This is a genomic window from Inquilinus sp. CA228 (assembly GCF_052078665.1).
GTDB lineage: Bacteria > Pseudomonadota > Alphaproteobacteria > DSM-16000 > Inquilinaceae > Inquilinus.
Map to the genome: position 1 here is coordinate 94,076 of NZ_JBQJIK010000013.1, position 21,718 is coordinate 115,793.

The 21,718-nt window shown below is 69.7% G+C and carries 21 protein-coding genes; 10 read left to right on the forward strand and 11 right to left on the reverse strand.

The annotated features are described in order from the left end of the window. The first annotated feature begins 96 nt into the window (after positions 1-96). Both ACTOWL_RS08660 and ACTOWL_RS08665 read left to right on the forward strand, forming a co-directional pair. Positions 97-555 (forward strand): Lrp/AsnC family transcriptional regulator, encoded by a 459-nt coding sequence (locus ACTOWL_RS08660; RefSeq protein WP_441320807.1) that lies wholly within the window; start codon positions 97-99, stop codon positions 553-555. Positions 556-565: 10 nt separating this feature from the next. After that, entirely contained in the window at positions 566-913 is a 348-nt protein-coding gene (locus ACTOWL_RS08665) for a DUF3088 domain-containing protein (protein ID WP_441320808.1), read from the forward strand. A 4-nt stretch (positions 914-917) separates the two neighbouring features. On the opposite strand, the gene ACTOWL_RS08670 is transcribed toward ACTOWL_RS08665, so the two are convergent. Next, positions 918-2,462, reverse strand: coding sequence for an ABC transporter substrate-binding protein (locus ACTOWL_RS08670; protein ID WP_441320827.1), 1,545 nt, complete (start codon positions 2,460-2,462; stop codon positions 918-920). 5 nt (positions 2,463-2,467) lie between these two features. Beyond that, positions 2,468-3,322: a hypothetical protein gene (locus ACTOWL_RS08675; RefSeq protein ID WP_441320809.1), complete on the reverse strand. Its 855-nt coding sequence runs from the start codon at positions 3,320-3,322 to the stop codon at positions 2,468-2,470. Positions 3,323-3,512: 190 nt separating this feature from the next. Here ACTOWL_RS08675 and ACTOWL_RS08680 point away from each other — a divergent pair, with 190 nt between their 5' ends. Together ACTOWL_RS08680 and ACTOWL_RS08685 are read left to right on the forward strand one after the other, a co-directional pair. Next, positions 3,513-5,258, forward strand: coding sequence for an MFS transporter (locus ACTOWL_RS08680; protein ID WP_441320810.1), 1,746 nt, complete (start codon positions 3,513-3,515; stop codon positions 5,256-5,258). 268 nt (positions 5,259-5,526) lie between these two features. Then, positions 5,527-5,823, forward strand: a complete 297-nt coding sequence (locus ACTOWL_RS08685) for a hypothetical protein (protein ID WP_441320811.1) — start codon at positions 5,527-5,529, stop codon at positions 5,821-5,823. A 33-nt stretch (positions 5,824-5,856) separates the two neighbouring features. Here ACTOWL_RS08685 and ACTOWL_RS08690 read toward each other — a convergent pair whose 3' ends face one another. Beyond that, positions 5,857-6,045, reverse strand: a complete 189-nt coding sequence (locus ACTOWL_RS08690; RefSeq protein ID WP_441320812.1) for a DUF3008 family protein — start codon at positions 6,043-6,045, stop codon at positions 5,857-5,859. Between the two features lie 80 nt (positions 6,046-6,125). Next, entirely contained in the window at positions 6,126-7,280 is a 1,155-nt protein-coding gene (locus ACTOWL_RS08695) for a helix-turn-helix domain-containing protein (RefSeq protein WP_441320813.1), read from the reverse strand. Between the two features lie 302 nt (positions 7,281-7,582). Here ACTOWL_RS08695 and ACTOWL_RS08700 point away from each other — a divergent pair, with 302 nt between their 5' ends. Together ACTOWL_RS08700 and ACTOWL_RS08705 are read left to right on the forward strand one after the other, a co-directional pair. Continuing rightward, positions 7,583-9,043 carry a PAS domain S-box protein gene (locus tag ACTOWL_RS08700; RefSeq protein ID WP_441320814.1) on the forward strand — a complete coding sequence of 487 codons (1,461 nt, stop codon included), beginning with the start codon at positions 7,583-7,585 and terminating at the stop codon, positions 9,041-9,043. A 70-nt stretch (positions 9,044-9,113) separates the two neighbouring features. Continuing rightward, entirely contained in the window at positions 9,114-9,515 is a 402-nt protein-coding gene (locus ACTOWL_RS08705) for a response regulator (protein WP_441320815.1), read from the forward strand. A gap of 13 nt (positions 9,516-9,528) precedes the next feature. On the opposite strand, the gene ACTOWL_RS08710 is transcribed toward ACTOWL_RS08705, so the two are convergent. From ACTOWL_RS08710 to ACTOWL_RS08740, 7 genes are all read right to left on the reverse strand, one after another. Beyond that, positions 9,529-10,323, reverse strand: coding sequence for a peptidoglycan-binding protein (locus ACTOWL_RS08710; protein WP_441320816.1), 795 nt, complete (start codon positions 10,321-10,323; stop codon positions 9,529-9,531). Between the two features lie 68 nt (positions 10,324-10,391). Then, on the reverse strand, positions 10,392-11,606 hold the full coding sequence (gene grrM, locus ACTOWL_RS08715; RefSeq protein WP_441320817.1) for a cyclophane-forming radical SAM/SPASM peptide maturase GrrM/OscB: 1,215 nt from the start codon (positions 11,604-11,606) through the stop codon (positions 10,392-10,394). Further along, complete coding sequence (locus ACTOWL_RS08720; RefSeq protein WP_441320818.1) at positions 11,591-11,845, reverse strand: hypothetical protein; 255 nt, start codon at positions 11,843-11,845, stop codon at positions 11,591-11,593. Before ACTOWL_RS08720 ends, grrM begins: the two co-directional genes overlap by 16 nt. 20 nt (positions 11,846-11,865) lie before the next feature. Further along, entirely contained in the window at positions 11,866-15,399 is a 3,534-nt protein-coding gene (locus tag ACTOWL_RS08725) for an nSTAND1 domain-containing NTPase (RefSeq protein WP_441320819.1), read from the reverse strand. A gap of 11 nt (positions 15,400-15,410) precedes the next feature. After that, on the reverse strand, positions 15,411-16,910 hold the full coding sequence (locus ACTOWL_RS08730) for a hypothetical protein (protein WP_441320820.1): 1,500 nt from the start codon (positions 16,908-16,910) through the stop codon (positions 15,411-15,413). A gap of 48 nt (positions 16,911-16,958) precedes the next feature. Then, positions 16,959-17,468, reverse strand: a complete 510-nt coding sequence (locus ACTOWL_RS08735) for a TIR domain-containing protein (protein ID WP_441320821.1) — start codon at positions 17,466-17,468, stop codon at positions 16,959-16,961. A gap of 155 nt (positions 17,469-17,623) precedes the next feature. Next, positions 17,624-18,643, reverse strand: coding sequence for a DUF4231 domain-containing protein (locus ACTOWL_RS08740; RefSeq protein WP_441320822.1), 1,020 nt, complete (start codon positions 18,641-18,643; stop codon positions 17,624-17,626). Between the two features lie 463 nt (positions 18,644-19,106). On the opposite strand from ACTOWL_RS08740, the gene ACTOWL_RS08745 reads away from it, so the two are divergent. The 4 genes from ACTOWL_RS08745 to ACTOWL_RS08760 form a co-directional block, all read left to right on the forward strand. Next, positions 19,107-19,781 carry a carboxypeptidase-like regulatory domain-containing protein gene (locus ACTOWL_RS08745; protein WP_441320823.1) on the forward strand — a complete coding sequence of 225 codons (675 nt, stop codon included), beginning with the start codon at positions 19,107-19,109 and terminating at the stop codon, positions 19,779-19,781. 1 nt (position 19,782) lies between these two features. Further along, the gene (locus tag ACTOWL_RS08750) at positions 19,783-21,018 is read left to right on the forward strand and encodes a phage tail sheath family protein (RefSeq protein WP_441320824.1); all 1,236 of its coding nucleotides are present in this window, start codon (positions 19,783-19,785) and stop codon (positions 21,016-21,018) included. Between the two features lie 25 nt (positions 21,019-21,043). Continuing rightward, positions 21,044-21,508 carry a phage tail protein gene (locus tag ACTOWL_RS08755; RefSeq protein ID WP_441320825.1) on the forward strand — a complete coding sequence of 155 codons (465 nt, stop codon included), beginning with the start codon at positions 21,044-21,046 and terminating at the stop codon, positions 21,506-21,508. Positions 21,509-21,512: 4 nt separating this feature from the next. Then, positions 21,513-21,718: hypothetical protein (locus tag ACTOWL_RS08760; protein ID WP_441320826.1), on the forward strand; the 206-nt coding region annotated here is incomplete at its 3' end.

Consider the following 21,718-nt stretch of genomic DNA (forward strand, 5'->3'; position numbering starts at 1 on the left):
CACAGGCGTTCGGCGATCCTTGATTTCCGTTGATCCTTCTGCGGCCGGATGGTCTGGTGTTCGCAGCAAATTCACCGGTTTTCGCAGAAACCACCAATGACCTCGCTCGACGCCATCGACCGCAAGATCATCCAGCACCTGCGCGCCGACGGGCGCATCAGCAACGCCGATCTGGCCGAGGCGGTCGGGCTGTCGCCCTCGGCCTGCCTGCGCCGGCGGCAGTTGCTGGAGCATGCCGGCATCATCCGCGGCTACACCGCGCTGATCGACGAGCCGGACGTCGCCAACCCGACCATCGCCATCGTCCAGATCACGCTGGAGCGCCAGACCGAGGAGTACCTCGCCCGCTTCGAGGCGGCGGTGCGGAAGTGCCCCGAGGTCGACCAGTGCTACCTGATGACCGGGATGTCGGACTATCTGCTGCGCGTGGTCGCCCGCGACACCGCCGATTACGAGCGCATCCACAAGGAGCAGCTGTCGCGCATGCCCGGCGTGTCGCGCATCCAGTCCGCCTTCACCCTGCGCAGCGTGATCCGGGGCAATTCCGGGACCTGAGGAGAACACCGTGACCCGTGACCGCCTGTTCCTGCTGCGCCCGGGCTTCACCGACCCGGCCTATCCCGGCCAGGTCTTCTACTGCTGGCACTGCGCCCTGATGGAGGGCGTGCTCGCCTCCTTCCTGGACCTGGCGGCGCGGCTGGAGGTCGAGCGGATCGCCTGGCCGCGGCCGCGCCAGGCCGTGGTGGCGCTGGTCGGGGAGCGGAACCAGTCCGTGCCGCTGCTGGTGCTGGGCGAGGGCGGCCCGGCCGATGCCGACGCCGAGAGCCATGGCGGGGTCCGCTTCATCGCCGGCAAGGACCGCATCCTCGCCGCCCTGTCACGGCGCCACGGCTTCCCCGACCCGCATCCCTGATCGGCTACGGCTCCTTCCACACGCCCCAGAGGCGGGCGTTGCCCGGGGCCCAATCGGCATAGCCGCGGACCTTGGGCCCGACCGCCGTCACCTGCACCGGGTTGAACAGGCCGATCACCGGCAGCTGCTCGGCCATGCGGGCGTGCAGCCGGTCGAAGATCGCCTGCCGCCCGGCCTTGTCCTCCAATGTCTTGGCCTCGGCCAGCCAGGCGATCGCCTGCGGGTCCTCCCACTGGTTGGTCGGGTCCTCGTCCTTGCTGCCGATGATCGAATCGAAGGCCAGCGCCGGGTCGGGCCGGCCGGAGAAGGTGAAGACCGAGGCCTGGAACTTGCCCTCGCGGTAGTTCTGCAGCTGCGTCGCCCAGTCCAGCGTGTCGATCTGGGCGTCGATGCCGGCGCCGGTCAGCAGCCCCTGGATCATCAGCGCCGCCTCGTACTGGCCGGTCGGGCGGTTGTTGGTCTGGATCCGGATCGAGGCGCCGGCATGCCCCGCCTCCTGCAGCAGCCTGGTGGCCTCGGCCGGGTCGAAGGCCGGCCAGGCCGCATCGCCGTGGTGATAGGCGCTGGCGACGGCGATGGCCGACGGGTTCGGGGCGGCGAGGCCGAAACTCGCCGCCTCTGCCACCTGCCCGCCGTCGATCGCCCGGGCCAGCGCCTGGCGCACCCGGACGTCGGACAGCAGCGGGTCTCGGGTCTGCAGCAGCAGCACCGCCCAGGACAGGGTCGGCGTCACCGTCACCTGCGCCCCGGCCGCCTTCATCGCGTCGATCTCGGTCGCGCCGACATCGGGGACGATGTCGACCTGGCCGGAGAGGAGGGCGGCGTTCATCACCGAGCGGTCGGGTATGACGACAAAACGCAGCGTCTCGGCCAGCGCCTGCTTGCCGCCGGCGGCGCCTTCGCGGTCACCGGGCAGGGGCTTGTAGCCGGGGAAGCGCGTCAGCTCGAGATAACGGTTCTTCTGCCAGTCGGCGAAGATATAGGGCCCGGTGCCGACCGGCTTGACCCAGGCGCCGTCCGGCCCGAGCGAGGACGGGCTGAGCACCACCGCGCCGCACTGGATCGTCGCCATGTTGACCAGGAACAGCGCGCTGCGCCGGTCGATCCTGAACACCACGGTGCGCGGATCCGGCGTCTCCACCGCCAGCACCTTCGGGCCGCCGCGGCCGTCGAAGCGGTCGAGGCACTGCCACTGGGTCGTCGGGTCGAGATAGCGCTTCCAGCTCCACGCCACCTCGGCCGAGGTCAGCGGCCGGCCGTCATGGAAGGTGATGCCGTCGCGCAGACGGAACGTGTAGGCGGTGCCGTCGGGCGAGACCTCGATGCTGTCGGCCAGCATCGGCGCCGGGGTCTGGTCCTCGCGCAGCGCGACCAGCCCCTCGGTCACATGCTGCAGCACGACGTCGGAGTTGAAGTCGCGCTGCACGCCCGGATTGCTGCTGCGGATGTCGGCGTTGAGTGCGATCGACAGCAGCGGCGTCGGCTGCGGCTCTGCGGCGGCCGCGGGCGCGGCGGCGAGCAGCAGCACGGCAAAAGCGAGGCGCTTCATGGCGGTCACGCCGCCTCGGCCCGGCGCTTCGCCAGCGTCTCGGCGAAGAACGCCTTTACCGGCTGCAGCACGCGCGTGCCCTCATGGGCGATGCCGGGGACGATGTCATGGCGCACCGCGATGCCGTGCCGTTCGAAGCTGTCGCGCAGCGACCGCAGCCGTTCCTGCCGGTTGCCGCCGGCCAGGTCGGCGCCGTCCATCCAGCCCGGATCGGTCGGCTTGGTGACGATCTCCCAGGTCTCGGTGTCGTCGCCGCCGACCACCATCTGCACCGCCACAAGGCGCATCGCCGCGAGGTCGACCGGCCGACCGAAGCGCGCCCCGAAGTCGCGCAGGCCGACCCACCAGTCGTAGTTCCAGTCGAGCAGCGTGACCGAGCCCGGCGCGCCGATCGAGACGCCCAGCACCCGCTCCGGATGGACGTAGAGGAAACGGTGGACGAAATGGCCGCCGCCGGAGAAGCCGAACATCAGGAAGCGATCGGCGCGGACACGGTACTTCGCCGCCACCTCGTCGACCATGGCCAGCAGCAGCAGGTCGAAGCGCATGTCGTGGAAGGCCAGGCGCTTGTAGTTCGACAGCTCGCCCGGCTTGATCAGCCCGGCCGGGAACAGCGGCGCCAGCAGGATGCAGTCATTGGCGTCGGCGAAGTCCATGAAGCCGTCGCGATAGGCGGTGACGGTGCGGCCGGTGCCGTGCATCAGCACCGCCAGGCTGTAGGTCTTGTCACCGTCCTCCTGATAGTCCCGCGGGACGTAGAGGCAGTAGGAGACGCGCTGGTCGGCCTGCAGCGCGAAGAACGGCGTCTGGCCGAAATCATAGTAGGACAGCTTGACGCCATGACCCGGACGATCGCGCATTCTTCGGCCTCCCCTGCGCCGGCTCCACCGGCCGGCCGGAGCATCTTAGGACGGTCATCGGGCGTCGCAAGGCCAAATGCATTTTGATCTTTCAAAAACCGAATGCGGTGGGTGACGTCTCCCATCGCGGGCTTTGCGCAGACAAGCCCGGCATGCCTAGAGTTGCGGAGACCTCGGACAGCGGAGCCAGATGCAGCAAGCCGTCGGCGCCAAGGACGATCTGCGGGTTGAGCGCGCCGCCGAGCCGGCGCCGTCCGGCCTGTTGCTGCCCTTCGTCGAGGCGCTGTCCCATCCGGTGTTCCGCTTGGTCTGGTTCACCGGCCTGTTCGCCAATCTCGGCGACTGGGCCCAGTCGGTCGCCGCCGCCTGGGAGCTGACCGTCACCGCGGCCAGCCCGTTCCTGATCGCCCTGATCCAGGTGGCGACGGCGGTGCCGCTGGTGCTGCTGTCGCTGCCGACCGGGGCGCTGGCCGACATCTATGACCGCCGCAAGATGATCCTGGCGGGGGAGGCCTGCTGCGTCCTGGGCGGCCTGGGCCTCACCCTGCTCGGCTTCCTCGGCCTGCTGGAGCCGGTCGGGCTGATCGGGCTGACCTTCCTGATCGCGATCGGCTATGCGCTGGAGGGACCGGCCTGGCAGGCGGCGGTCGGCGACATGGTGCCGAAGCCGGCGGTGGCCAGCGCGGTTCTGCTGAACTCGATCAACTACAATGTCGCCCGCGCGCTGGGGCCGGCGATCGGCGGCTTCCTGTTGGCCTGGCTCGGCGCGCCCTGGGTGTTCCTGATCGCCACCGCCAGCTTCACCGGGCTGCTGGCGGCGATCTGGTCGTGGGGCTGGCGGCCGGCGCGCTCGGCCCTGCCGCCGGAGACGCTGCGCGGGGCCGTCACCGCCGGGCTGCGCTTCGCCCGGCACTCGCGGGTGCCCCGGCGGGTGGCGACGCGGTCCTTCATTTTCGGCTTCTGCGCCAGCTCGGTCTGGGCGCTGTTGCCGCTGCTGGCGCTCGACCAGCTCGGCCAGGACGCGATCGGCTACGGCGTGCTGCTCGGCGCGCTCGGCATTGGCGCCGTCTGCGGCGCCTTCCTGGTTCACCCGGCGCGGGAATGGCTGGGCACCAGCTGGCTGATCTCGAGCTCGGCCTTCGTCTTCGCGGCGGTGCTGCTGGTGCTGGGCACCGTCCACATCACCGCCGTGCTGGTGCCGGTGCTGTTCGTCGGCGGCATGGCCTGGATCGCCGTGGTGTCGACCTACAACACCGCGGTGCAGCTGCTGGTGCCGGACTGGGTCAAGGCCCGGGCCATGGCGATCTACCAGATGGCACTCTATGGCGGGTTGGCGCTCGGCTCGGTCGCCTGGGGCGCCATGGCGGGGAGCGCCGGCGTCGCCGCCACGCTGGCGGCCAGCGGCGCCGCGCTCGTGATCGGTGCGCTGTGGGCGCTGCGGCTGAAGATCCCGGACATCGCCCTGGTCGATCTGCGCGCCGCGCCGGCGCGCAAGCTGGAGTTGCCGGCCCTGCAGATCGACCCGCGCCGCGACGCGGTGATGGTGGTGGTCGAATACCGCATCGGGCCGGAGCAGGAGCGCGACTTCGTCCGATGCACGGTGCGGCTGCGCGAGGTGCGGCTGCGCAACGGTGCCAGCCGCTGGTCGCTGTTCCGCGACGCCGCCGACCGGCTGAAATGGAGTGAGGTCTATTTCGTCGACAGCTGGTACGAGCATCTGCGGCTGCTGGCCCGGCTGACCGTCGCCGAGCGCGAGCTCATCGACCGGGTCGGGCGGCTGCATCAGGGGCCGCCGCCGCCCTCGGTGCGGCACGCCATCAGCTGGCGCCGGCGCGGCCGGCGGATGCTGGCCGCCAAGCCTCCGGCCGGCGGCGCAGTCAAACCCGGGCAGGCGGCGGCGCCGCCGCAGGGGCTGCAGCCCGCCAGCTCGGATTAGAGCCGATCCGCCCGCTGCGCAATATCAGCCTCGCTTCGTTCCGTATTCCTCTCGGCCTGGTCCCAAGATCTGCAATACCGGATGTTGAGGGCAAAGGAAACGCAGCCAGCCATGGGATTTCGAGTGCGGTTTTTAACTTCAGAATTTGATTGATACCGGGTGGCCATCCGCAGCCGGCAGGACTAGTCTGGCGGAGTCGAATGATGCATTGGAAACCAGACGTGACCATTGGCCGATGGCAGGATCGTCAACGACGCGGCACGCCGCCATGAAACCTCCGATCGATTCTTTCGCCGCGATCGAGTTCGAAAGTGCCGCCCATCTGACGCTGACTCTGCTCGGCCAGGTGCGGGACGGGCGGATGACGCCGATCGAATTCGCGATCTGGCTGCGGCAACTGATGATGCACAAGCACGAGCCGCTGTCCGACAACGAGAAGAGCGCCATGGCCTGCACGTTGGCGGTGGCGCTGCTGGACGAGGAGGGGCTGGACCTCACCCCATCGGAGCTGATGGAGCTGCTGGACAATTCCGAGCAGGCCGGCGCGATCGGGCGGCTGGTGTAAAGCAGGCCGTTCCGTGCCGCGCGCCCATCCAGACTATGACTTCGACGCGTGCTCAGGCTTGCCCTTGCGCCTGGTCGAGGCCAACTCGTCGAGTTGCTTCTCGCTCATCGACTTGTACATCGATTTCGACGCGCCCTTGAGCTCGCCGACCTTCTGTTCGCCGCGCTTGGCGGCCAGGGCCGCGCCGGCGGCCTTCTGCTGCGCCTTCGATTTCGCCGGCATGATCGTGCCTCCGCGATGGTGGGTGCCTGCATCGGGAACGGCCGGTCACGCCGGCCGGTTCCGGACGGCCCGCTGCGCGATCAGTGGATGAGCTGCTTGATCACGGCGGCGACGCTGCCGGTCTCGACCGGCTTGCGGAGGACCGGCGCCTGGAAGCGGTCGAGCTCCGGATCGCTGTAGCCGGTCATGAAGGAGAAGGGGATGCTGCGGCGCTGCAGCGTCTGCGCCACCGGGAAGACCCGCCGGCCCTGGTCGAGCCGGACGTCGAGGACGGCGGCGTCGACGTCGCCGGCTTCGGCCAGGCGCAGGCCGGTCTCGAGCGAACCGGCCGGGCCCAGCACTTCGAAGCCGAGCGAGCGGAGGATGGCCTGCATCTGCAGCGCCAGGAGCTGATCGTCCTCCACCACCAGGATGCGCCGGACAGTGCGCTGCAGCGGCGGCTTCGGCGACGGCCGCCCCGAGGCGTGATCGGAGCCCTTGGTCCAGGCCATCGGCCGCGTCCATTGCGCCAGCGCCTCGAGACCCGGCCCGTCGAGGATCTGCAGCCATTCGGCCTTGAGGCGGATCAACCCGGTGCGCTGCAGCTTCATCACCATCCGGTTGGTGTGGACCGGCGAGATCCCGAGCGCGTCGGCGATGTCCTGCTGGGTCAGCGGCAGCCGCAGGCCTCGGTCGCTGACGAGATCCCGGGCCCAGGCCCGCTCGAACAGCCCCAGGAGAAGGGCGGCCACGCGCTCCTCGGCGTTGAGGGCCCCCAGCGACAGCAGGGTCTCATGCGCCTGCACGGTCTCCATCGCCAGCACGACGCAGAACTGGCGCAGGGCCGCGGCCGAGGCGGGGTCGATCAGCTCCGCGACCGGGACCGTCGCCACCCGGGCATCGGTCAGGGCGACGGCGGGCGCGGGCGTCGATCCGGAGAATTGCGAGGTCGCCCCGACCATGTCGCCGGGCATGAGGAAGCGCAGGACGTGCCGCCGGCCATCGGTCAGGGTGCGGAACTGGGCCATCCAGCCGGAGCGGAGGAGGTGGAGGCAATCGCGGTCGCCCCAATCGGTCCGCTCTCCCTTCGCCAGGCGAAGCTGATCCGCGCCGACCAGCCGCGACCGGGCTGCCGGGACGAGAAGATCGAGCTGCGGCCGCGCCGCGGCATGCGCGTCGCGACGGCTCGGCCGGACGATGTCCGCCGGCGCTGGAGATCCGGAAGATGCGGGGGGAGCGGCCACCCGGACAGGCATGGGTCAGCCCTGCGAGTTGGAGCGTCGACGGATTGATCAACGCATGGATGGGTCAAGGGTTCCGCAGGCCGTGTTCTCGTTTTGCGATCGATCGGAATTCGCGCACAGGAATACAGACCTGGAAAGTATCATATGTTAATCCGGTCGGCGTTTGATCGTCGGAGACCAGCGCTTTTGCTTCGTTCCCATGTTGAGGCCTGCGTCACGCTGCGCTAGATTTGGCGAAGCGTGGCCGGCTGGCTCGGCGGCCCTCGATCCCCATCGGCTTTGGCGTGGGGCAGACCGGTTTCAGAGGGCACTGAATGAGCGGCAATCCCCAGGCTGCGTCGCCCGCGACCCCGGGACCGACGTTGCCGACCATCCTGCCTGGAGAACGCGCAGCGCAGGATATTCTGCAGGCGCTGCCGGCGGCGATCTATACCACCGACGCCGACGGGCGCATCACCTTCTACAACGAGGCTGCGGCCGAGCTGTGGGGCTGCCGGCCGGAGCTGGGCAAGAGCGAGTTCTGCGGCTCGTGGAAGCTGTACTGGCCGGACGGCACGCCGCTGCCGCACGACCAGTGCCCGATGGCCCTGGCGCTGAAGCAAGGGAAGCCGATCCTGGGCATGGAGGCGGTGGCCGAGCGGCCCGACGGCACGCGAGTTCCCTTCATCGCCTATCCGACGCCGCTGTTCGATGCGGAGGGGCGGCTGACCGGCGCTGTGAACATGCTGGTCGACATCTCGGACCGGCACCGCGCCGAGCAGTCGGCGCTGGCCGGAGCCGCGGAGCGCATCGTCGGCGAGCAGGCGGCGCAGCGGCTGGCCGCGATCGTGGAATCCTCCGAGGATGCGATCGTCGCCAAGGACCTCAACGGCATCATCACGAATTGGAACCGTGGGGCCGAGCGCCTGTTCGGCTACACCGCCGAGGAGGCGATCGGCCAGCCGATCACGATCGTGATTCCGGCGGACCGGCTGGACGAGGAGCCGGAGATCCTGGCCCGCATCCGCCGGGGCGAGTGGGTCGAGCCTTTCGAGACCATCCGCCGCCGCAAGGACGGCAGCTTGGTCGAGATCTCGCTGATGATCTCCCCGGTCCGGAACCGGACGGGCGAGATCGTCGGCGCCTCGAAGATCGCCCGCGACATCACCGAGCGGAAACGGGCCCAGGAGCGCCAGACCCTGCTGCTGCGGGAGATGAGCCACCGGGTCAAGAACCTGTTTGCCCTGGCCGGCGCCGTCATCACCCTGAGCACCCGCACCGCGCGGACGCCGGACGAGCTGGCGGAGCAGGTGCGCAACCGGCTCGGCGCCCTGGCCCGCGCCCATGACCTGACTCTGCCGGACCTGAGGCGCGAGCAGGCGGTGACGCCGACCACGCTCGAGGCTCTGGCGCGCACCATCGTCTCGCCCTTCGAGGAACAGATCGACGGCCGCGTCACCATCGCCGGGCCGGAGGTCATCGTCGGCGGGCATGCGGTGACCAGCCTGGCGCTGCTGCTGCACGAGCTGGCGACCAACGCCGCCAAATACGGCGCCCTGTCCACGGCGTCAGGCCGCATCGCCGTCGTCTGGACGGTCGAGGAGTCGGTGCTGTCGCTGAGCTGGGCGGAGCGGGGCGGGCCGCCGGCCGACGGGACCGCCAATGGCGACGGCTTCGGCACCTGGCTGGTCGACGGCACCGTCCAAGGCCAGTTGCAGGGGCAGATCGATCGCCGCTGGGATGCCGAGGGCCTGACCATCCTGATGACCATGCCGCTGGATCGCCTGGCCGGGTGACGGTGGCGTGCAAGACCTTGGTCGCATCCGCGGAACCCGATCGCGATGCCGCACGTTGGAGGTGCAACTGGTGGCATGCCAGTCGGCGCCGGTCGAGAGCGACAGCATGGCCGCGATCCTGATCGTGGAAGACGAGCCCTTCGTGCGGATGATGGCGGAGGACGCGGCCCAGGGCCTCGGCCTGGAGCCGTTGTCCGTGAGCAACGGCGAGGCGGCGATCGCCGCAGCCAGGACCGCACAGGAGCTGCAGATCCTGTTCACCGACATCCACATGCCGCCCGGCCCGGACGGCTGGACCGTCGCCCGGGCGGTGCGCGCGATCCATCCCGGCATCCGGGTGATCTACACCAGCGGCCAGGCCGGGCCGGAGGATTGCGCCCGGCTCGGCGTCCCGGAGGCCCGGCTGCTGCCCAAGCCCTACACCCAGGGCGAACTCGCCGCCGTGATCGCCGAAATCGCCGGCGACCGGTAGCCGGGCGACCCCGTCACTTCCCCTTGAGCAGCGCGGCCCAGGTGGCCGGGCCGACGATGCCGTCCGCGGTCAGGCGCTTGTCGGCCTGGAAGCGCATCACCGCCAGCTCCGTCGCCGGGCCGAAATCGCCGTCGACCCCGACCGGCAGGCCGGACGCCCGCAGGCGGGTCTGCAGCTCCGCCACCTCCGGCCCGCGCGAGCCGCGGCGCAGCACGGGGTGGTCGGCGGAGGGGTCGCGGGCGACGCCCCCCGCCTCCAGCCGGGCCAGAGCGGCCTTGGCCTTGACCAGATAGGCGCGCCGGGCGTCGAGCCCGTTCTGGCCGCCATTCACCCGGCGCGTGGCATCGATCAGATCGTCGCCGTCGGCGGCCTGGTTGAGCTTGCGGCCCTTCCAGTACTCGCAGGCGACGCGCAGCGACAGCTTGGGCTCCGCCGCCATCTCGGGATTGTTCTCCAGGTCGACCCCGAGCTTGCCGCCGAGGGTGTGGTAGTTGGCCCGGCCGGTGAGCTGGATCAGCCCGCGGCCCTTGAAGCGGCGCCCGTCGCCCGGCTGGGTGTTGCCGAGGTCGCGCCGTCCCTCATAGGCGGCGCCCGAGGCATATTCCTCGGTGGTGCAGAAGCCGTCGGATTCATGCGCCACCTGGGCGAGGAAATGGGCGACCCGCGATCTCGTATTGATCTCATAGTGTTCGAGGACGCTGGCCAGGCTGTCGCCGATCGAATTGATGATGTTGGCCTGGGCCTCCGCCTTGCGCCCCGACACCCGCGGCGCAATGGCAACCAAGATGTCGCGATCGACCGGAATCATGATCAAATCTCCATCTCAAATGCAAAAAATCAAATCGACTATGAAAATGAAGGAAACCTAATCCTCGATCAGAGATAACCGGAAATCTTGTCCACATTATGAGACGCGGTGGAGATCGGGAGCGCCGGCTCTTGCTCGATGTCCTGCAGGATCTGCTGCAGGACGGTCTCGGCGATCTCCTGGTGCCCGAGGCGGCAGGCCATGGTCTCGGTGCCGGCGAAGCTGCCGAGCTCGCCGAGCTTGTTCGACGGCGCGCCGCCGCGGCACAGCGGGAAATATGAGCAATCCCGGGCGCAGGCGGCCACGCCGGCGGCGATCTCCGCCCAGGCCTGCCGGAACACCGGCCCGTCCAGCACCTCCTGCAGCGTCGAGGTCAGGACGTTGCCGAGGGCGAGCGAGCCGATCCGCGGATGCTCGAGGCCGGCCAGCTCCGGCGAGAAGGTGTGGATGCGGCCGTCATGGCTGACAGTGACGATGTCGAACGGCATGTTCTGGTCGTTGCCGGGCCAGGCTCCGGCAGGCGGCTCCTGCAGCCCGGCGAGGATGGTGCGGACCTCGCGGATGTCGACGCCGAGGGCCGCCGCCCGGCGCCAGGCCCGCTCGAAGAAGCCGCGGAAGCATCCGGCGCGGTCGCGGGACAGGGAGGAGCGGGCGTGGACGCCCTCGACCTCCTCGACATTGAAGCCGATCTCGCGGATGTCGTGGGCGGCGAAGAACTCCACCAGTTCCTCGGGCGCGTCGAGCGCCGCGTCGCCGACGACGCAGATCGCGTGAAACGGGATACCGTGCCGCTGCAGCGCCGCGACGCCGCGCATAACCGCATCATGCGTGCCGCGCCCCGCCCGGGTCCGGCGCTGCGCGTCGTGCAGCCGGGCGGGGCCGTCGAGGCTGACGCCGATCTGCACCCCGTGCTCGCGGAACAGCGCGCACCAGCGGTCGTCGACCAGCGTCCCGTTGGTCTGGATGCAGTGCCTGAGGACGGGGCCGGCCGGCCGTGCCGACGCGGCGGCGGCGAAGGCGTCGCGATACCAGTCGACCGGCAGCGTCAGCGGCTCGCCGGCATGCCAGACCACCGCCAGCTCCGGCGCGGCGAGGCCGCTGGTCTCCAGCCAGCGGAGGGCGGCATGCACCGTCTCCGGCGCCATCCGGGCGCGGTTGCCGCGGTCCGGCAGGTAGCAGTAGCCGCAGGCGATGTTGCAGAACGGCGTGCCCTGCAGGACCAGCAGCCGCGTCCGGCCGCGCAGGTCGTCCGGCTGAGGAACGCCGATCAGAAATTCCGCCACAGGTTGCCCCACTGGTTCCACCAGTTCCCTTGCGCCAGGCGGGTGCCGCCCCGGCGATCGCCGGGATCCGCCGTGGGATCGGCCGCGTCGCGGGTCTTGGCGACGGCCGCCCGGATCTCAGGCAGGCGGTCGATGGCCCGGCCGGCCGGCGGATGCGCCGCCTCGGCCGGCAGCGACGACAGCAGCAGCGACGCGATCACCGCGGCGCCGCGCGAGAACAGTCGGTTCCGGTATGCCATGGGTCTTGGCCTCATCTTCGTCACTCCGTGCATCTGATGGCCCGGCAGGGGTCCGAGAGATCCTCCAGCCGCGGCGTGACCGCGGGGGCGAGGATCCGCACGTGCTCATGCTGCGCGTCCAGGTCGACGACGACGGTCCGCCACACGCCGTACGCATCCTGGAATTCCAGTGTCGTGTCGGTGGCCGCGATCCTCCGGATCGGGCCGCCGCTCCAGAAGCTCAGGCCGGCGATGCGGATGATCGGGGAGGCGGTGCCGGGAATGACCTGGCGGCGCACGTCGACATACACCCGGCACGGATCGAACGAGGTGGGTTCGGCAGAGGCGGTGCAGCCTCTGGCCACGCCGGCCGCCGCGTCGGCGGGCAGGATTTCCCAGCGATGCACCGTCACGATGGTCTTGCTCATGGCGATCTCGTCGATGCACCCGTCCGGCCCCTTGGTTACGTCGCAGGCCTCCTGCCCGCGCTGCGGATCGGGATCGGCCGAGAGGACCGGCCGCAGCATGCCCGGGCTGAGATCGGCGACCACGCGATCGGCCGCGCTGCCGAAGGAGAAGCCGCGGCGCAGCGTGCCGGAGCCGTCGGGCCCGGCATAGTCGGCGATGGCTTCGCCCGACGAAGCGGCGTTGCCGCGGAGCGCCACCGCCAGCCAGGCCGACTGGAACCGGTCCCGGACGTCACCGCCGGCTTTCACATCGGCGCTGGCGAGGCGGGCCGGCAGCGGCGACACGGTCGCGCCCCAGGCGGCGCAGTCCCCGGGGCTGCTCCCGCCCCGGGGCCCGACGCAGTGCCATTCGAGCGCGTGAAACTGGGGCAGTCGCTCGCGCGGCCATGCCATCAGCAGCTCCGCATCCGCGCTCAGGCAGAAGATCGTGTCCGCATAGGGCTGGCTTTCGATCTCGCCCTTCTGCGGCATCTCGCGCGCCACCCCGCGGGTGGGCGGCCTGCTGATCTGGCCGAAGAACGGCCGCCAGAAGATCTTTCGGGCGTCGGGGACGTGGCGGAAGCCGACGCCGAGCGGCCGCGAGCCATCCCGTGTGATCGGGGACGAGGCCGGACGGTCGCGCTCACCGTTCGCCAGGACCAGGCTGCAGGAGGAGCGCGGCGTCGCCGGCACATCGGGCAGCACCCGGATGGCGACGGCACCGGTGAGGGCGCGCGCGGCCTGTTCCCAGGATCCGACGGCGAGGTAGAGCTCGTCCTGGCTGCGGCCCAGCGCAGCGGGATCCAGCTTGCCGATCTGGCCGAAGGCCTTCTGCAGCTCGAAGGCCCTGAATTCGGGGGATTCCTGATCGGGACCGGCCTCACGGTACCGGACAGCGGCCGCCACCGCGTTCATGTACAGAGCCGTGTTCGCGGTTTCGAGCTCCAGATTTGCGGTTTCGAGCTTCCGGTTCGCGGTTTCGAGCTCCGAATTTGCCTGCGTGAGGGCGAACCAATCGACCCCCACCATGACCAAACCGCCCATGAACAGCAGCGTGAAGCCGGCCAGCAGGCTGACGAAATAGAGCAGCCGCGATACCCGGCGCCCGGCGTAGCGGGAGGCGAGAGCGAAGGGTGTCTCGACGGCGGCGATGCCCTGCAGCATGCGCTGCTCGAGCGCATTGCGCCCTTCGGGCCGCCGGGTCGCGCCGTCCATCGGCGATGATTTCCGTTCCGCGCGATCGGCCAGAAGCGCGGCGGCCAGGGGACGGCTGATGCGGGGGGCGGGGCCCAGGACTTTCGCGATGCCCTCCTTGAACCGATCCGGAATCGCGGCCGCCGCCTGCTTCTCGACCGTTTCCATCACCCAGTTCCGGCCCCTGATCACCCAGCCCGGGATCCAGCGCAGGAGGCCGGGCCGGGCGCTTGGAGCCGGGGCGGTCCCGACATTGCCGACCACCTCCTCGAGCGCCTCGCCGATCTGATCGGCCTCGTGCAGCCAGTCGGAATAGCGCGCCCAGTTGCGGATCAAGGCCTCATGGGACACGTCGTAGATCGGCTCGTCTCCCGTCCTGCCGACATTCAGGTACCCCGCGGCCTGGAAAGTCTTCAGCACCGCCTCCATCGCCGCGGTCGCGTCGCCGGCCTCGGATCCGTCGAGCAGGGCGGCCGCGCGCCGGGCGGTGACGAAGCGCCGGGCCCAGTTGCCGCGATCGTCCTTGCGCGCCATGGCGCAGAAGATCGTCCGCAGCACCAGCTTGGCGCGAGCCTCCCGGGTCTCCGGCGTCTCGGCCGCCGGCAGCTGCTGCGCCGCCGCCGCCGCGGCCGCCGCATGGATGGCGTCGGCGTGCTGGTTCAGGCAGCGGACGAGCCAGCCGGGCGTCGACAGATCGCTGCGCATGGCGGCTTCGACATCGCGGCGGAGAATGCGGAAGCCGGGCGCGCCGTCCTCGGCCGGCCCGCGCTGCCAGCGCTCCGCGGCGCTGTCCCAGATCTGCAGCAGCCCGTGCTGCAGCAGCGGCAGATGGTCCGAGGCGTGGGTGAGGGAGTCCAGCAGGTGCCGGACCTCCTGCAGCAGGAGGTCGACCACCTCCGGCTCGAAGGGGGCCGTGTCCCGGCCTTCCCGGGCACCGTCCGGGCCCCCGAGCCAGTCCTGGATGACCGCGCGGGCGGGCGAGACGATCATCTCCCGCCGCTCGACATCGTCGTCGATCGGGCCGAGCAGATAGGCGGTGTCGGTGATGATGCCGGCGAGGCCCCCCTCGGCGCAGCGGTGCAGCTCCTCGCTGCGCAGGGTCAGCGCCAGGAACAGGCAGGACGGGCGGGCCTCGAAGGTCGCCTCCACCAGCCGACGCAGGTTGCCCCGGCCTTCCCGGGTCACCTCGGGGCGGAACACCTCCTCGAACTGGTCGACCAGGATCAGCAGGTTGGGGGCGCCGGCGCGCAGGCCGCGCGACAGCGCCTGGTCCAGCCGGTCCAGCGCCTCGCCGGCCAGCGTGAACAGGGCCGAGACATTGAGCCAGAGCGACCGCAGGTCCCGGCTGCCGCGGGCGGGAAACAGCTCTTCCGCGATCTTGTGCAGAAGCCTCTCGCGCAGGGCGTCGCTGCCGCCGGTGGGCTCGATGCCGAAGGCCTGCGCCAGGGCACGCTGCCCGAAGGTCGGCCCGTCCGGCGGGTCGGCGGCATCGGTGATGCGGAGGATCGGCGCCACCAGCTGGTCGGCAATCGCCGCCAGCAGCGCCGCGTTGGGATCCTCGCCCGGGCGCAGCTCCAGCACATACCAGCGCCCCGGACGTCCCGGCACCGCATCGCCGGCGAACAGCCTCGGGATCAGCCCGGCGCGGACCAGCGAGGACTTGCCGCAGCCGGAGCCGCCCAGCACCACCATGATGTTGGCCCGGGACAGGCGCTCGATCAGGCCGTCGATCTGCCGCTCGCGGGCGAAGAACAGGCCGGTGTCGTCGGGGGCGAAGCTGCGCAGCCCCGGATAGGGCCGGGGCGGGGTCAGGCCGATCTCCCGGCCCCGCTCGGGATCCCGGACATCGAGCCCGATGCCGTCGCGCAGCTCCCGCCACCGCTGCAGCAGCCGGGCCGGGCCGAGGAACCGTGATGGAGGGAGACCGTCATCCATGGCTGTCGGCCTCAATGGCCCATCCAGGATTGCAGCCCCTCGCTGACCGATTTCCGGCTGTTCTGCTCGACCGCGAAATCGGCGTTGCGCCGCTCGACCCGCAGCATGTGCCAGCGGTCGACCGACGGGTTGGGCAGCCGGACCGAGGGCGGAACCACGGTCTGTTCCGCCGTGATGCAGGCGATCCAGAACACGTCGTCGGAGGTCAGCTTCAGCTCCTGCAGGATCTGGTCGGCCTTGGCCTGCAAGGTGCGGAACTTGCCGATCAGCTGATGCACCGGATTGGCGTTTCCCTGCATCGCCGGGATCGGCATCTTCAGGTCGTGGGCCATCAGGATCGGCCGCTTGTCGGCGACGCTGCGGAAATAGTGCTCGAACTGGCTCGCGGTGAACCACACCGACAGCCGGTCCTCCGGCGGCGGCACGCCATAGATCATCTCGTCGAGTTCCTCGACGATCTGGCGGCGGGCATCGACCGGCCGGATCTCGATCTCCTCGCAGGCCATGATCTGCCCGCGCCGCCCGAAGCCGAAGCGATGGCACAGCCATTCCGCCAGCGCCGGCGCGGTGTCGATGCGGAAGACCGGATTGGCCTCTCCCGGCTGCCCGGCGCTGCGCACGAACTCCTCCTGCGGCTCGCCATCGGGCAGCCAGAGCACGACGGGCGAGGCCTCGATGCGCGGTCGGGCGGCTTCACCAAGGGCATTGACCAGATAGTTCTCGGTGCGTGACGGGGTCCTGGCGCTGGCCGCGGCGTCGGCCGCCGCCAACGGCTGCAGGAACACTGTCCGCTTCTCCGCCGCCGCGTCCCCGGCCGGGGCGCCCGTGCCCTCCCAGCCATCCGGCCAGGGCTGCACCGGCACCCCCGCAGCAGCCAGCGCCTCGGCGACCTGGGCCGCGGCCTTGCCGACGCCCTCCGGCAGGCTGCGCGTCGGGTGACCGAGGAGCACGATCCGCGCCACCGCATCCGGCAGCGGGGCGGGCAGGGACTGCGGCGATGGGGAGGGCAATGACGGCGGTGGCGGCGCAAGCAGGTCGCAGAGCCAGTCCCGCAGGTCATGGATCACATGGATGTCCTCGGGATCGGGCAGGACCCAGCTGTTGGTGCCGGGCTTGAAGAACGGCCTGTCGGCGATGTTGCGCAGCGCCGCGGCTTCCGGCATCTCCTGCTGGAACTTCTCCCACCAGCTGCGGCCGTCGAGGCCGAGGATGATCGGCACGACGATCGGCCAGCCGCCGCAGTTGCGGCCGCGCCGCTGGGCCGCGATCCGCAGATCATGCGCCGCCGGGTGGCGGCCATAGTTCTCGCAGATGAACGAGACGATCACATCGGCGGACGCGACCCGCTCCGAAACCTCGGCGATGATGTCCATGCCCGGCGGGATGTCGTCGATCCGGGCTTCGATGCGGCGCAGGCGTCCGCCATCGTCGAACAGCGGCGCGCAGAACGCGTCGACGAACGTCTCCGTGTCTGCGACGTAGCTCAGCAAGACTTTCTTCGGCTCGCTCATCGGCGCGCCCCTCACATGAATCCGGTTCCAGAATCCGCGTCCACGCCCTTACGTGGCCGAGTTCTGCGTCGCCGGTGAGTCCACCTGGCTCAGCCAGTCGCGCAGGTCGTGGATCGCATGGATGCCGTCGACATCCGGCAGGACCCAGCTGTTGGTGCCGGGCCTGAAGAACGGCTTGTCGGCGATGTTGCGCAGCGCCGTCTCCTCCGGCGCGTCGTTCTTGAACGCCCGCCACCAGTCGCGGCCGTCGATGCCGAGGGTGATCGGCACGATGACCGGCCGGCCGGTGCTCTGGCTGCGCTGCCGGACCGCCATCCGCAGCTCGTCCGCCCCCATGCGGCGGCAGTACTTCTCGCAGATGAACGAGATGACCACATCGGCGGCGGCGATCCGCGCCGCGATGTCGGCGGTGATGTCCTTGCCCGGGGTGACGTTGTCGATCAGCCAGTCGACGCGGCGCAGGCGGCCGCTGACGTCGAAAAGCTGCTCGCAGAAGGCATCGACAAAAGCCCTGGTGTCGGCGACATAGCTCAAAAATACGGTCTTCGGGCCACTCATCAGCGTCCCCTCAATGAATCCTGCCTTAAAATCGCCAATAAGATACGAATCATCAAATCTTATGCATAGACAACAGGATATTAAACTACAATTCTAATCTTACTGTCAAGAGATCGACTGTTGCCACGATACGAAGACATTCGATTACGAGGCGTCTATTCGAGCTTTCTGGCGGCGATCGCGTCCGAATCCGCGGCGGCCGGGATCACCGACGCAGGGGAGGGCGAGGGCTGCCAGCTCGGGTTGTACGAGGGCTGGTTATACGAGGGCTGCTGCCAGTCCCAGGTATCGGTCCATTTCGCCGTCCAGGACATGTTCTCGCAGGCGATGATGTCCTCGCAGCGGGTGACGAAGGCGGACCACTCGGCGGGCGAGGCCACGCGCTGCGGCGGCGTCAGCGCGTCCTCGCTCTCCAGCCGCCGCGCCGCCGCCCGGTAGGTGATGGTCAGGAACTGGTAACGGGATGCCTCGATATGGGCCAGGATGGCCGAGGTGACCGTGGTCAGGAGCGGCGTCAGCATGATCGGCTCGTAGCGGAAGTCGCCGATCACGATGCCGACCTGGAGGGCGCCGCAGATCGCGGCGACCAGCGCCGCGGCAAGGGCGAGCACGAATTCGGCCAAGCGCAGGCGATCGGCGATCCTGCCGTAGCGCTGCGCCCTCGGCCGGTAGAAGTCCTTGGCCTGGGCCTGGATCCGCTGCTGCCGGTATTCGGCCTGCGAGATCATGGTCCGCGGGGCCGAGCCCGGCCGCCGGGTGGGCTTGAGATGCATCAGGAGATCGTCGGCATCCCGTTCGATCCGGTCCCGCTCCTGGTTCAGCAGCGCCTCGGCGGTGGCGGGGTCGTCATAGGGGGCGGCCCCGGCCGCGAAGACGAAGGCCTGGCGCTTCAGCGCCTCGGACGCGGCGCGGGCGCGGATCCAGGCGGTCATCCGCTGGGTCGACTGCAGGCGGGCGGCCAGGAACGCCGAGAGCGCGAGTGCGACGGCACCGATGACGGCGGCCGAGCGCTCGGTGTCGGCATCGGCCAGCTGGCCGGCGGTCGAGGTGGTCACGACCCCGATGACGAGCAGAGCGAACACGCTCCACCGCGCCGTCACCAGACCAGATTTCAGCCGGTCCGCGCTGGCCGACCATTCCGCGGCCCGGTTGGCGACATTTGCCAATGCATCCATTGTCTTATATCCAGAAAACAAATTATGTAAAATTGCCTGAAACTATTCCGGCTTCTAAACTCGCGCACCACGACTTTAATGGATAACCGAAGGGCGTTCAGCGTGGCTCTTGATGCTGTATGTCGTCCGTGGTAATTTCCAAGAAGATCAACGACCTTGATATTGAGTTTTTCGCCGCAATTTTGCCACAGAGGTCGCATTTAATGCGATCATTGGAGTGTATATTTAAAAGACGTGAATTGCAACGGGGTGTGTGGCGAGATTGCAAAGACACCTCGTGGTGGCTTCGGCCCTGAAAAGAGCAGGGCAGATTTCATGAATTGCGGATGATCTTCCCAACACTATCGGCGACAATGGTTATCTATCCCGGCCGATAGCACAATTATCCGTTCGTTGAATTGGAAACGTTGAGGACTCTGTTTTCAGAAACTGCTTTCGACATCTGATTTTATTCGAGATTTGAATGCCGGATTCTGCCGATGATGTGACCCGAGGGTTCGTCGCGTGGATCGGGTCCGTTCTTCCCGACACGGCGATCGCCTCCCGCACCCTGTCCGACACGACGGTCGGCGAGGGCATCGATGTGCGGCTGCTCGGCCTCGAGCCGCGCCCGTCGCAACGTGTCGCCAACCCCCCTGCGGTCGTGGCGCTGGACTATCTCGTCTCGGTCCGCGCCGCCGACGCCTTCGCCGAGCAGCACGCCGCCGCCGAGCTGCTGTTCGCCGCGCTCGACCTGCCGGACTGTACGGTCCGGACGGACCTGTCCGCCTTCGGCCTGCTGCGGACACTCGGCCTTCCCGCCGCCCCCGGCTTCATCCTGCAACTGCCCCTGTCGCGGCAACGCACCGTTGAGCGCGCCCCGCCGGTGCGCTTTCCCGTCGTCGTCCGGGCGACCGGCATCGACGCCGTCGAGGGCGAGGTCCGGGGGCCGGAGGACGTGCCGCTGGCCGCGGCCAAGGTCTCGGCCCCGGGCTTCCGCCGCACCACGCGCACCGACTCCCGGGGCCGGTTCCGCCTGCCCGGGATGCCGGCGGGCGGCGATGCGATCGAACTCGAAATCGAGGCTCGGGGCGTGACGGCGCGAGCCGAGGCGCGGCCGGGCCGTCCCGTCATCATCCGACTGCCTTTGGAGGTCTGACATGCCGTATCTCAGTCCCGGTGTCTATGTCGAGGAGATCGACTCCGGCGCACGCCCGATCCTGGCGGTCGGCACCTCGACCGCCGGCTTCGTCGGCACCGCGCCCAATCCGGGAGCCCGCCCGAACGAGGCGGTCGCGATCAACAACTGGTCCCAGTTCCAGCGCGAATTCTGCCGCGACGGCGACGCCAGCACCGATCTCGCCAACGCCGTGTTCGGCTTCTTCCTCAACGGCGGCTCGCGTTGCTACGTCGTCAACGTCAAGAAGGACGACCCCATCGCCGGAAAAGGGCAGGGGCTGGACCTGCTGGCGCCGATCGACGAGATCGCGATCATCGCCGCCCCCGGCCGCAACGACCCGGTCTCGCACGGGGCGCTGCTCGACGCGGCCGAGCTGGCCAAGGATCGGGTGGCCATCCTGGACGGCCCGGCCGAGGTGGAGGATGTCGAGGTCCTGACCCGCGTCGCCGAGGTCGGGGCGTCGCCGCCGCCTCCCGCCGCTGCGGATACGGGCGAGGGTGGCAGTGGCGGCAAGAAGCCGGCGGCCGCCGCGCGCGACAAGCGGGCCGGCCAGCGGCCGCGCCTGTCGGATAGCGGCTACGGCGCCTTCTATTTCCCCTGGCTGCGCGTCCGCGACGCCCTCGACCCGGCGAAGATCGTGCCGGCCGCCCCGTCCGGCTACATGGCCGGCCTGTGGGCCCGCACCGATGCCGAGCGCGGCGTGCACAAGGCCCCGGCCAACCTCGCCGTCCGCGGCGCCGTCGGCGTCACCCAGACCCTGTCGCGGGCCGAGCAGGACGTGCTCAACCCCGCCGGCGTCAACTGCATCCGCTTCTTCACCCGCGAAGGGGTGCGGGTCTGGGGCGCCCGGACGGTGGCGGAGAGCTCCAGCAACTGGTGCTACGTCAATGTCCGCCGGCTGTTCTGCATGATCGAGGAGTCGATTGCCGAAGCCACCCGCTGGGTGGTGTTCGAGCCGAACGACCGCCCGCTGTGGAAGGACATCGAGCGCGATGTCAGCCGCTTCCTGATGCTGCTGTACCGCCAGGGCGCGCTGACCGGCGCGTCGCCCGAGGAGGCATTCTTCGTCAAATGCGACGAGGAGACCAACCCGCCCGAGGTCGTCGACGCCGGGCAGGTGGTGACGCTGATCGGCGTGGCGCCCTCGAAGCCGGCCGAATTCGTCGTCTTCCGCATCGGCCAGAGCCAGGCCGGAACCACGGTGGACGCGGCCTGACCGCAACTCTTTTCGGAGCTGATTCATGCCTGACGACCAGACCAAGGGGCAGCCCCGCATCGGGGCGCTGACCGACCCCTACCGCAACTACAACTTCCTGCTCCGGATCCAGGGGATCACGGAGGCCCGCTTCACCGAATGCCGCGGGCTGGCGGTCCAGGTCGAGCCGATCCGCTATCGCGAGTCGGGCGCCGGCCAGGTGGTGCGCGCCATGACCGGGCAGCTCACCTACGCCAACCTGACCCTGTGCTACGGGCTGACATCCTCGCTCGACCTGTGGAACTGGATGATGGCCTCGGCGCGCGGGACCGTCTCGCGGCTGCAGGCCTCGGTGGTCATGCTCGACAGCAGCGGTACCGCCGAGGGCATGCGCTGGGACCTGACCAACGCCTGGCCGTGCGCCTGGCGCGGCGCGCCGCTCGACGCGATGGGCCGCACCGTGGCGATCGAGGAGATGGAGCTCGCCTACGACACGCTGGAGCGGCGGTGAGGTGATGCCGGTCCTGCGCCCCCTCACGGTCCTGGCCGACGCCGCCCGACGGGCGCTGCGGATCGCCGCGCTGATCCTGGGCCGGATCGGCCCGGCCCGGCGGCGCCGCGCCGCCGAGGATCGGGTGCTGGCGGCCCTGGCCGAGAGGTTCCCGGACGCGCCGGAGCATTGGCTGCGCTTCATCGCCGAGCGCGCGCCGGCCCTGGCCGG

Coding starts and splice junctions, on each gene's coding strand:
- ACTOWL_RS08710 (WP_441320816.1), bottom strand. CDS start 10,323: ATGATTCCGGTCGATCGCGACATCTTGGTTGCCATTGCGCCGCGGGTG.
- ACTOWL_RS08695 (WP_441320813.1), bottom strand. CDS start 7,280: ATGCCTGTCCGGGTGGCCGCTCCCCCCGCATCTTCCGGATCTCCAGCG.
- ACTOWL_RS08680 (WP_441320810.1), top strand. CDS start 3,513: ATGCAGCAAGCCGTCGGCGCCAAGGACGATCTGCGGGTTGAGCGCGCC.
- ACTOWL_RS08660 (WP_441320807.1), top strand. CDS start 97: ATGACCTCGCTCGACGCCATCGACCGCAAGATCATCCAGCACCTGCGC.
- ACTOWL_RS08670 (WP_441320827.1), bottom strand. CDS start 2,462: ATGAAGCGCCTCGCTTTTGCCGTGCTGCTGCTCGCCGCCGCGCCCGCG.
- ACTOWL_RS08735 (WP_441320821.1), bottom strand. CDS start 17,468: ATGAGTGGCCCGAAGACCGTATTTTTGAGCTATGTCGCCGACACCAGG.
- ACTOWL_RS08740 (WP_441320822.1), bottom strand. CDS start 18,643: ATGGATGCATTGGCAAATGTCGCCAACCGGGCCGCGGAATGGTCGGCC.
- ACTOWL_RS08685 (WP_441320811.1), top strand. CDS start 5,527: ATGAAACCTCCGATCGATTCTTTCGCCGCGATCGAGTTCGAAAGTGCC.
- ACTOWL_RS08675 (WP_441320809.1), bottom strand. CDS start 3,322: ATGCGCGATCGTCCGGGTCATGGCGTCAAGCTGTCCTACTATGATTTC.
- ACTOWL_RS08725 (WP_441320819.1), bottom strand. CDS start 15,399: ATGGATGACGGTCTCCCTCCATCACGGTTCCTCGGCCCGGCCCGGCTG.
- ACTOWL_RS08730 (WP_441320820.1), bottom strand. CDS start 16,910: ATGAGCGAGCCGAAGAAAGTCTTGCTGAGCTACGTCGCAGACACGGAG.
- ACTOWL_RS08690 (WP_441320812.1), bottom strand. CDS start 6,045: ATGCCGGCGAAATCGAAGGCGCAGCAGAAGGCCGCCGGCGCGGCCCTG.
- ACTOWL_RS08750 (WP_441320824.1), top strand. CDS start 19,783: ATGCCGTATCTCAGTCCCGGTGTCTATGTCGAGGAGATCGACTCCGGC.
- ACTOWL_RS08745 (WP_441320823.1), top strand. CDS start 19,107: ATGCCGGATTCTGCCGATGATGTGACCCGAGGGTTCGTCGCGTGGATC.
- ACTOWL_RS08700 (WP_441320814.1), top strand. CDS start 7,583: ATGAGCGGCAATCCCCAGGCTGCGTCGCCCGCGACCCCGGGACCGACG.
- ACTOWL_RS08720 (WP_441320818.1), bottom strand. CDS start 11,845: ATGGCATACCGGAACCGACTGTTCTCGCGCGGCGCCGCGGTGATCGCG.
- ACTOWL_RS08755 (WP_441320825.1), top strand. CDS start 21,044: ATGCCTGACGACCAGACCAAGGGGCAGCCCCGCATCGGGGCGCTGACC.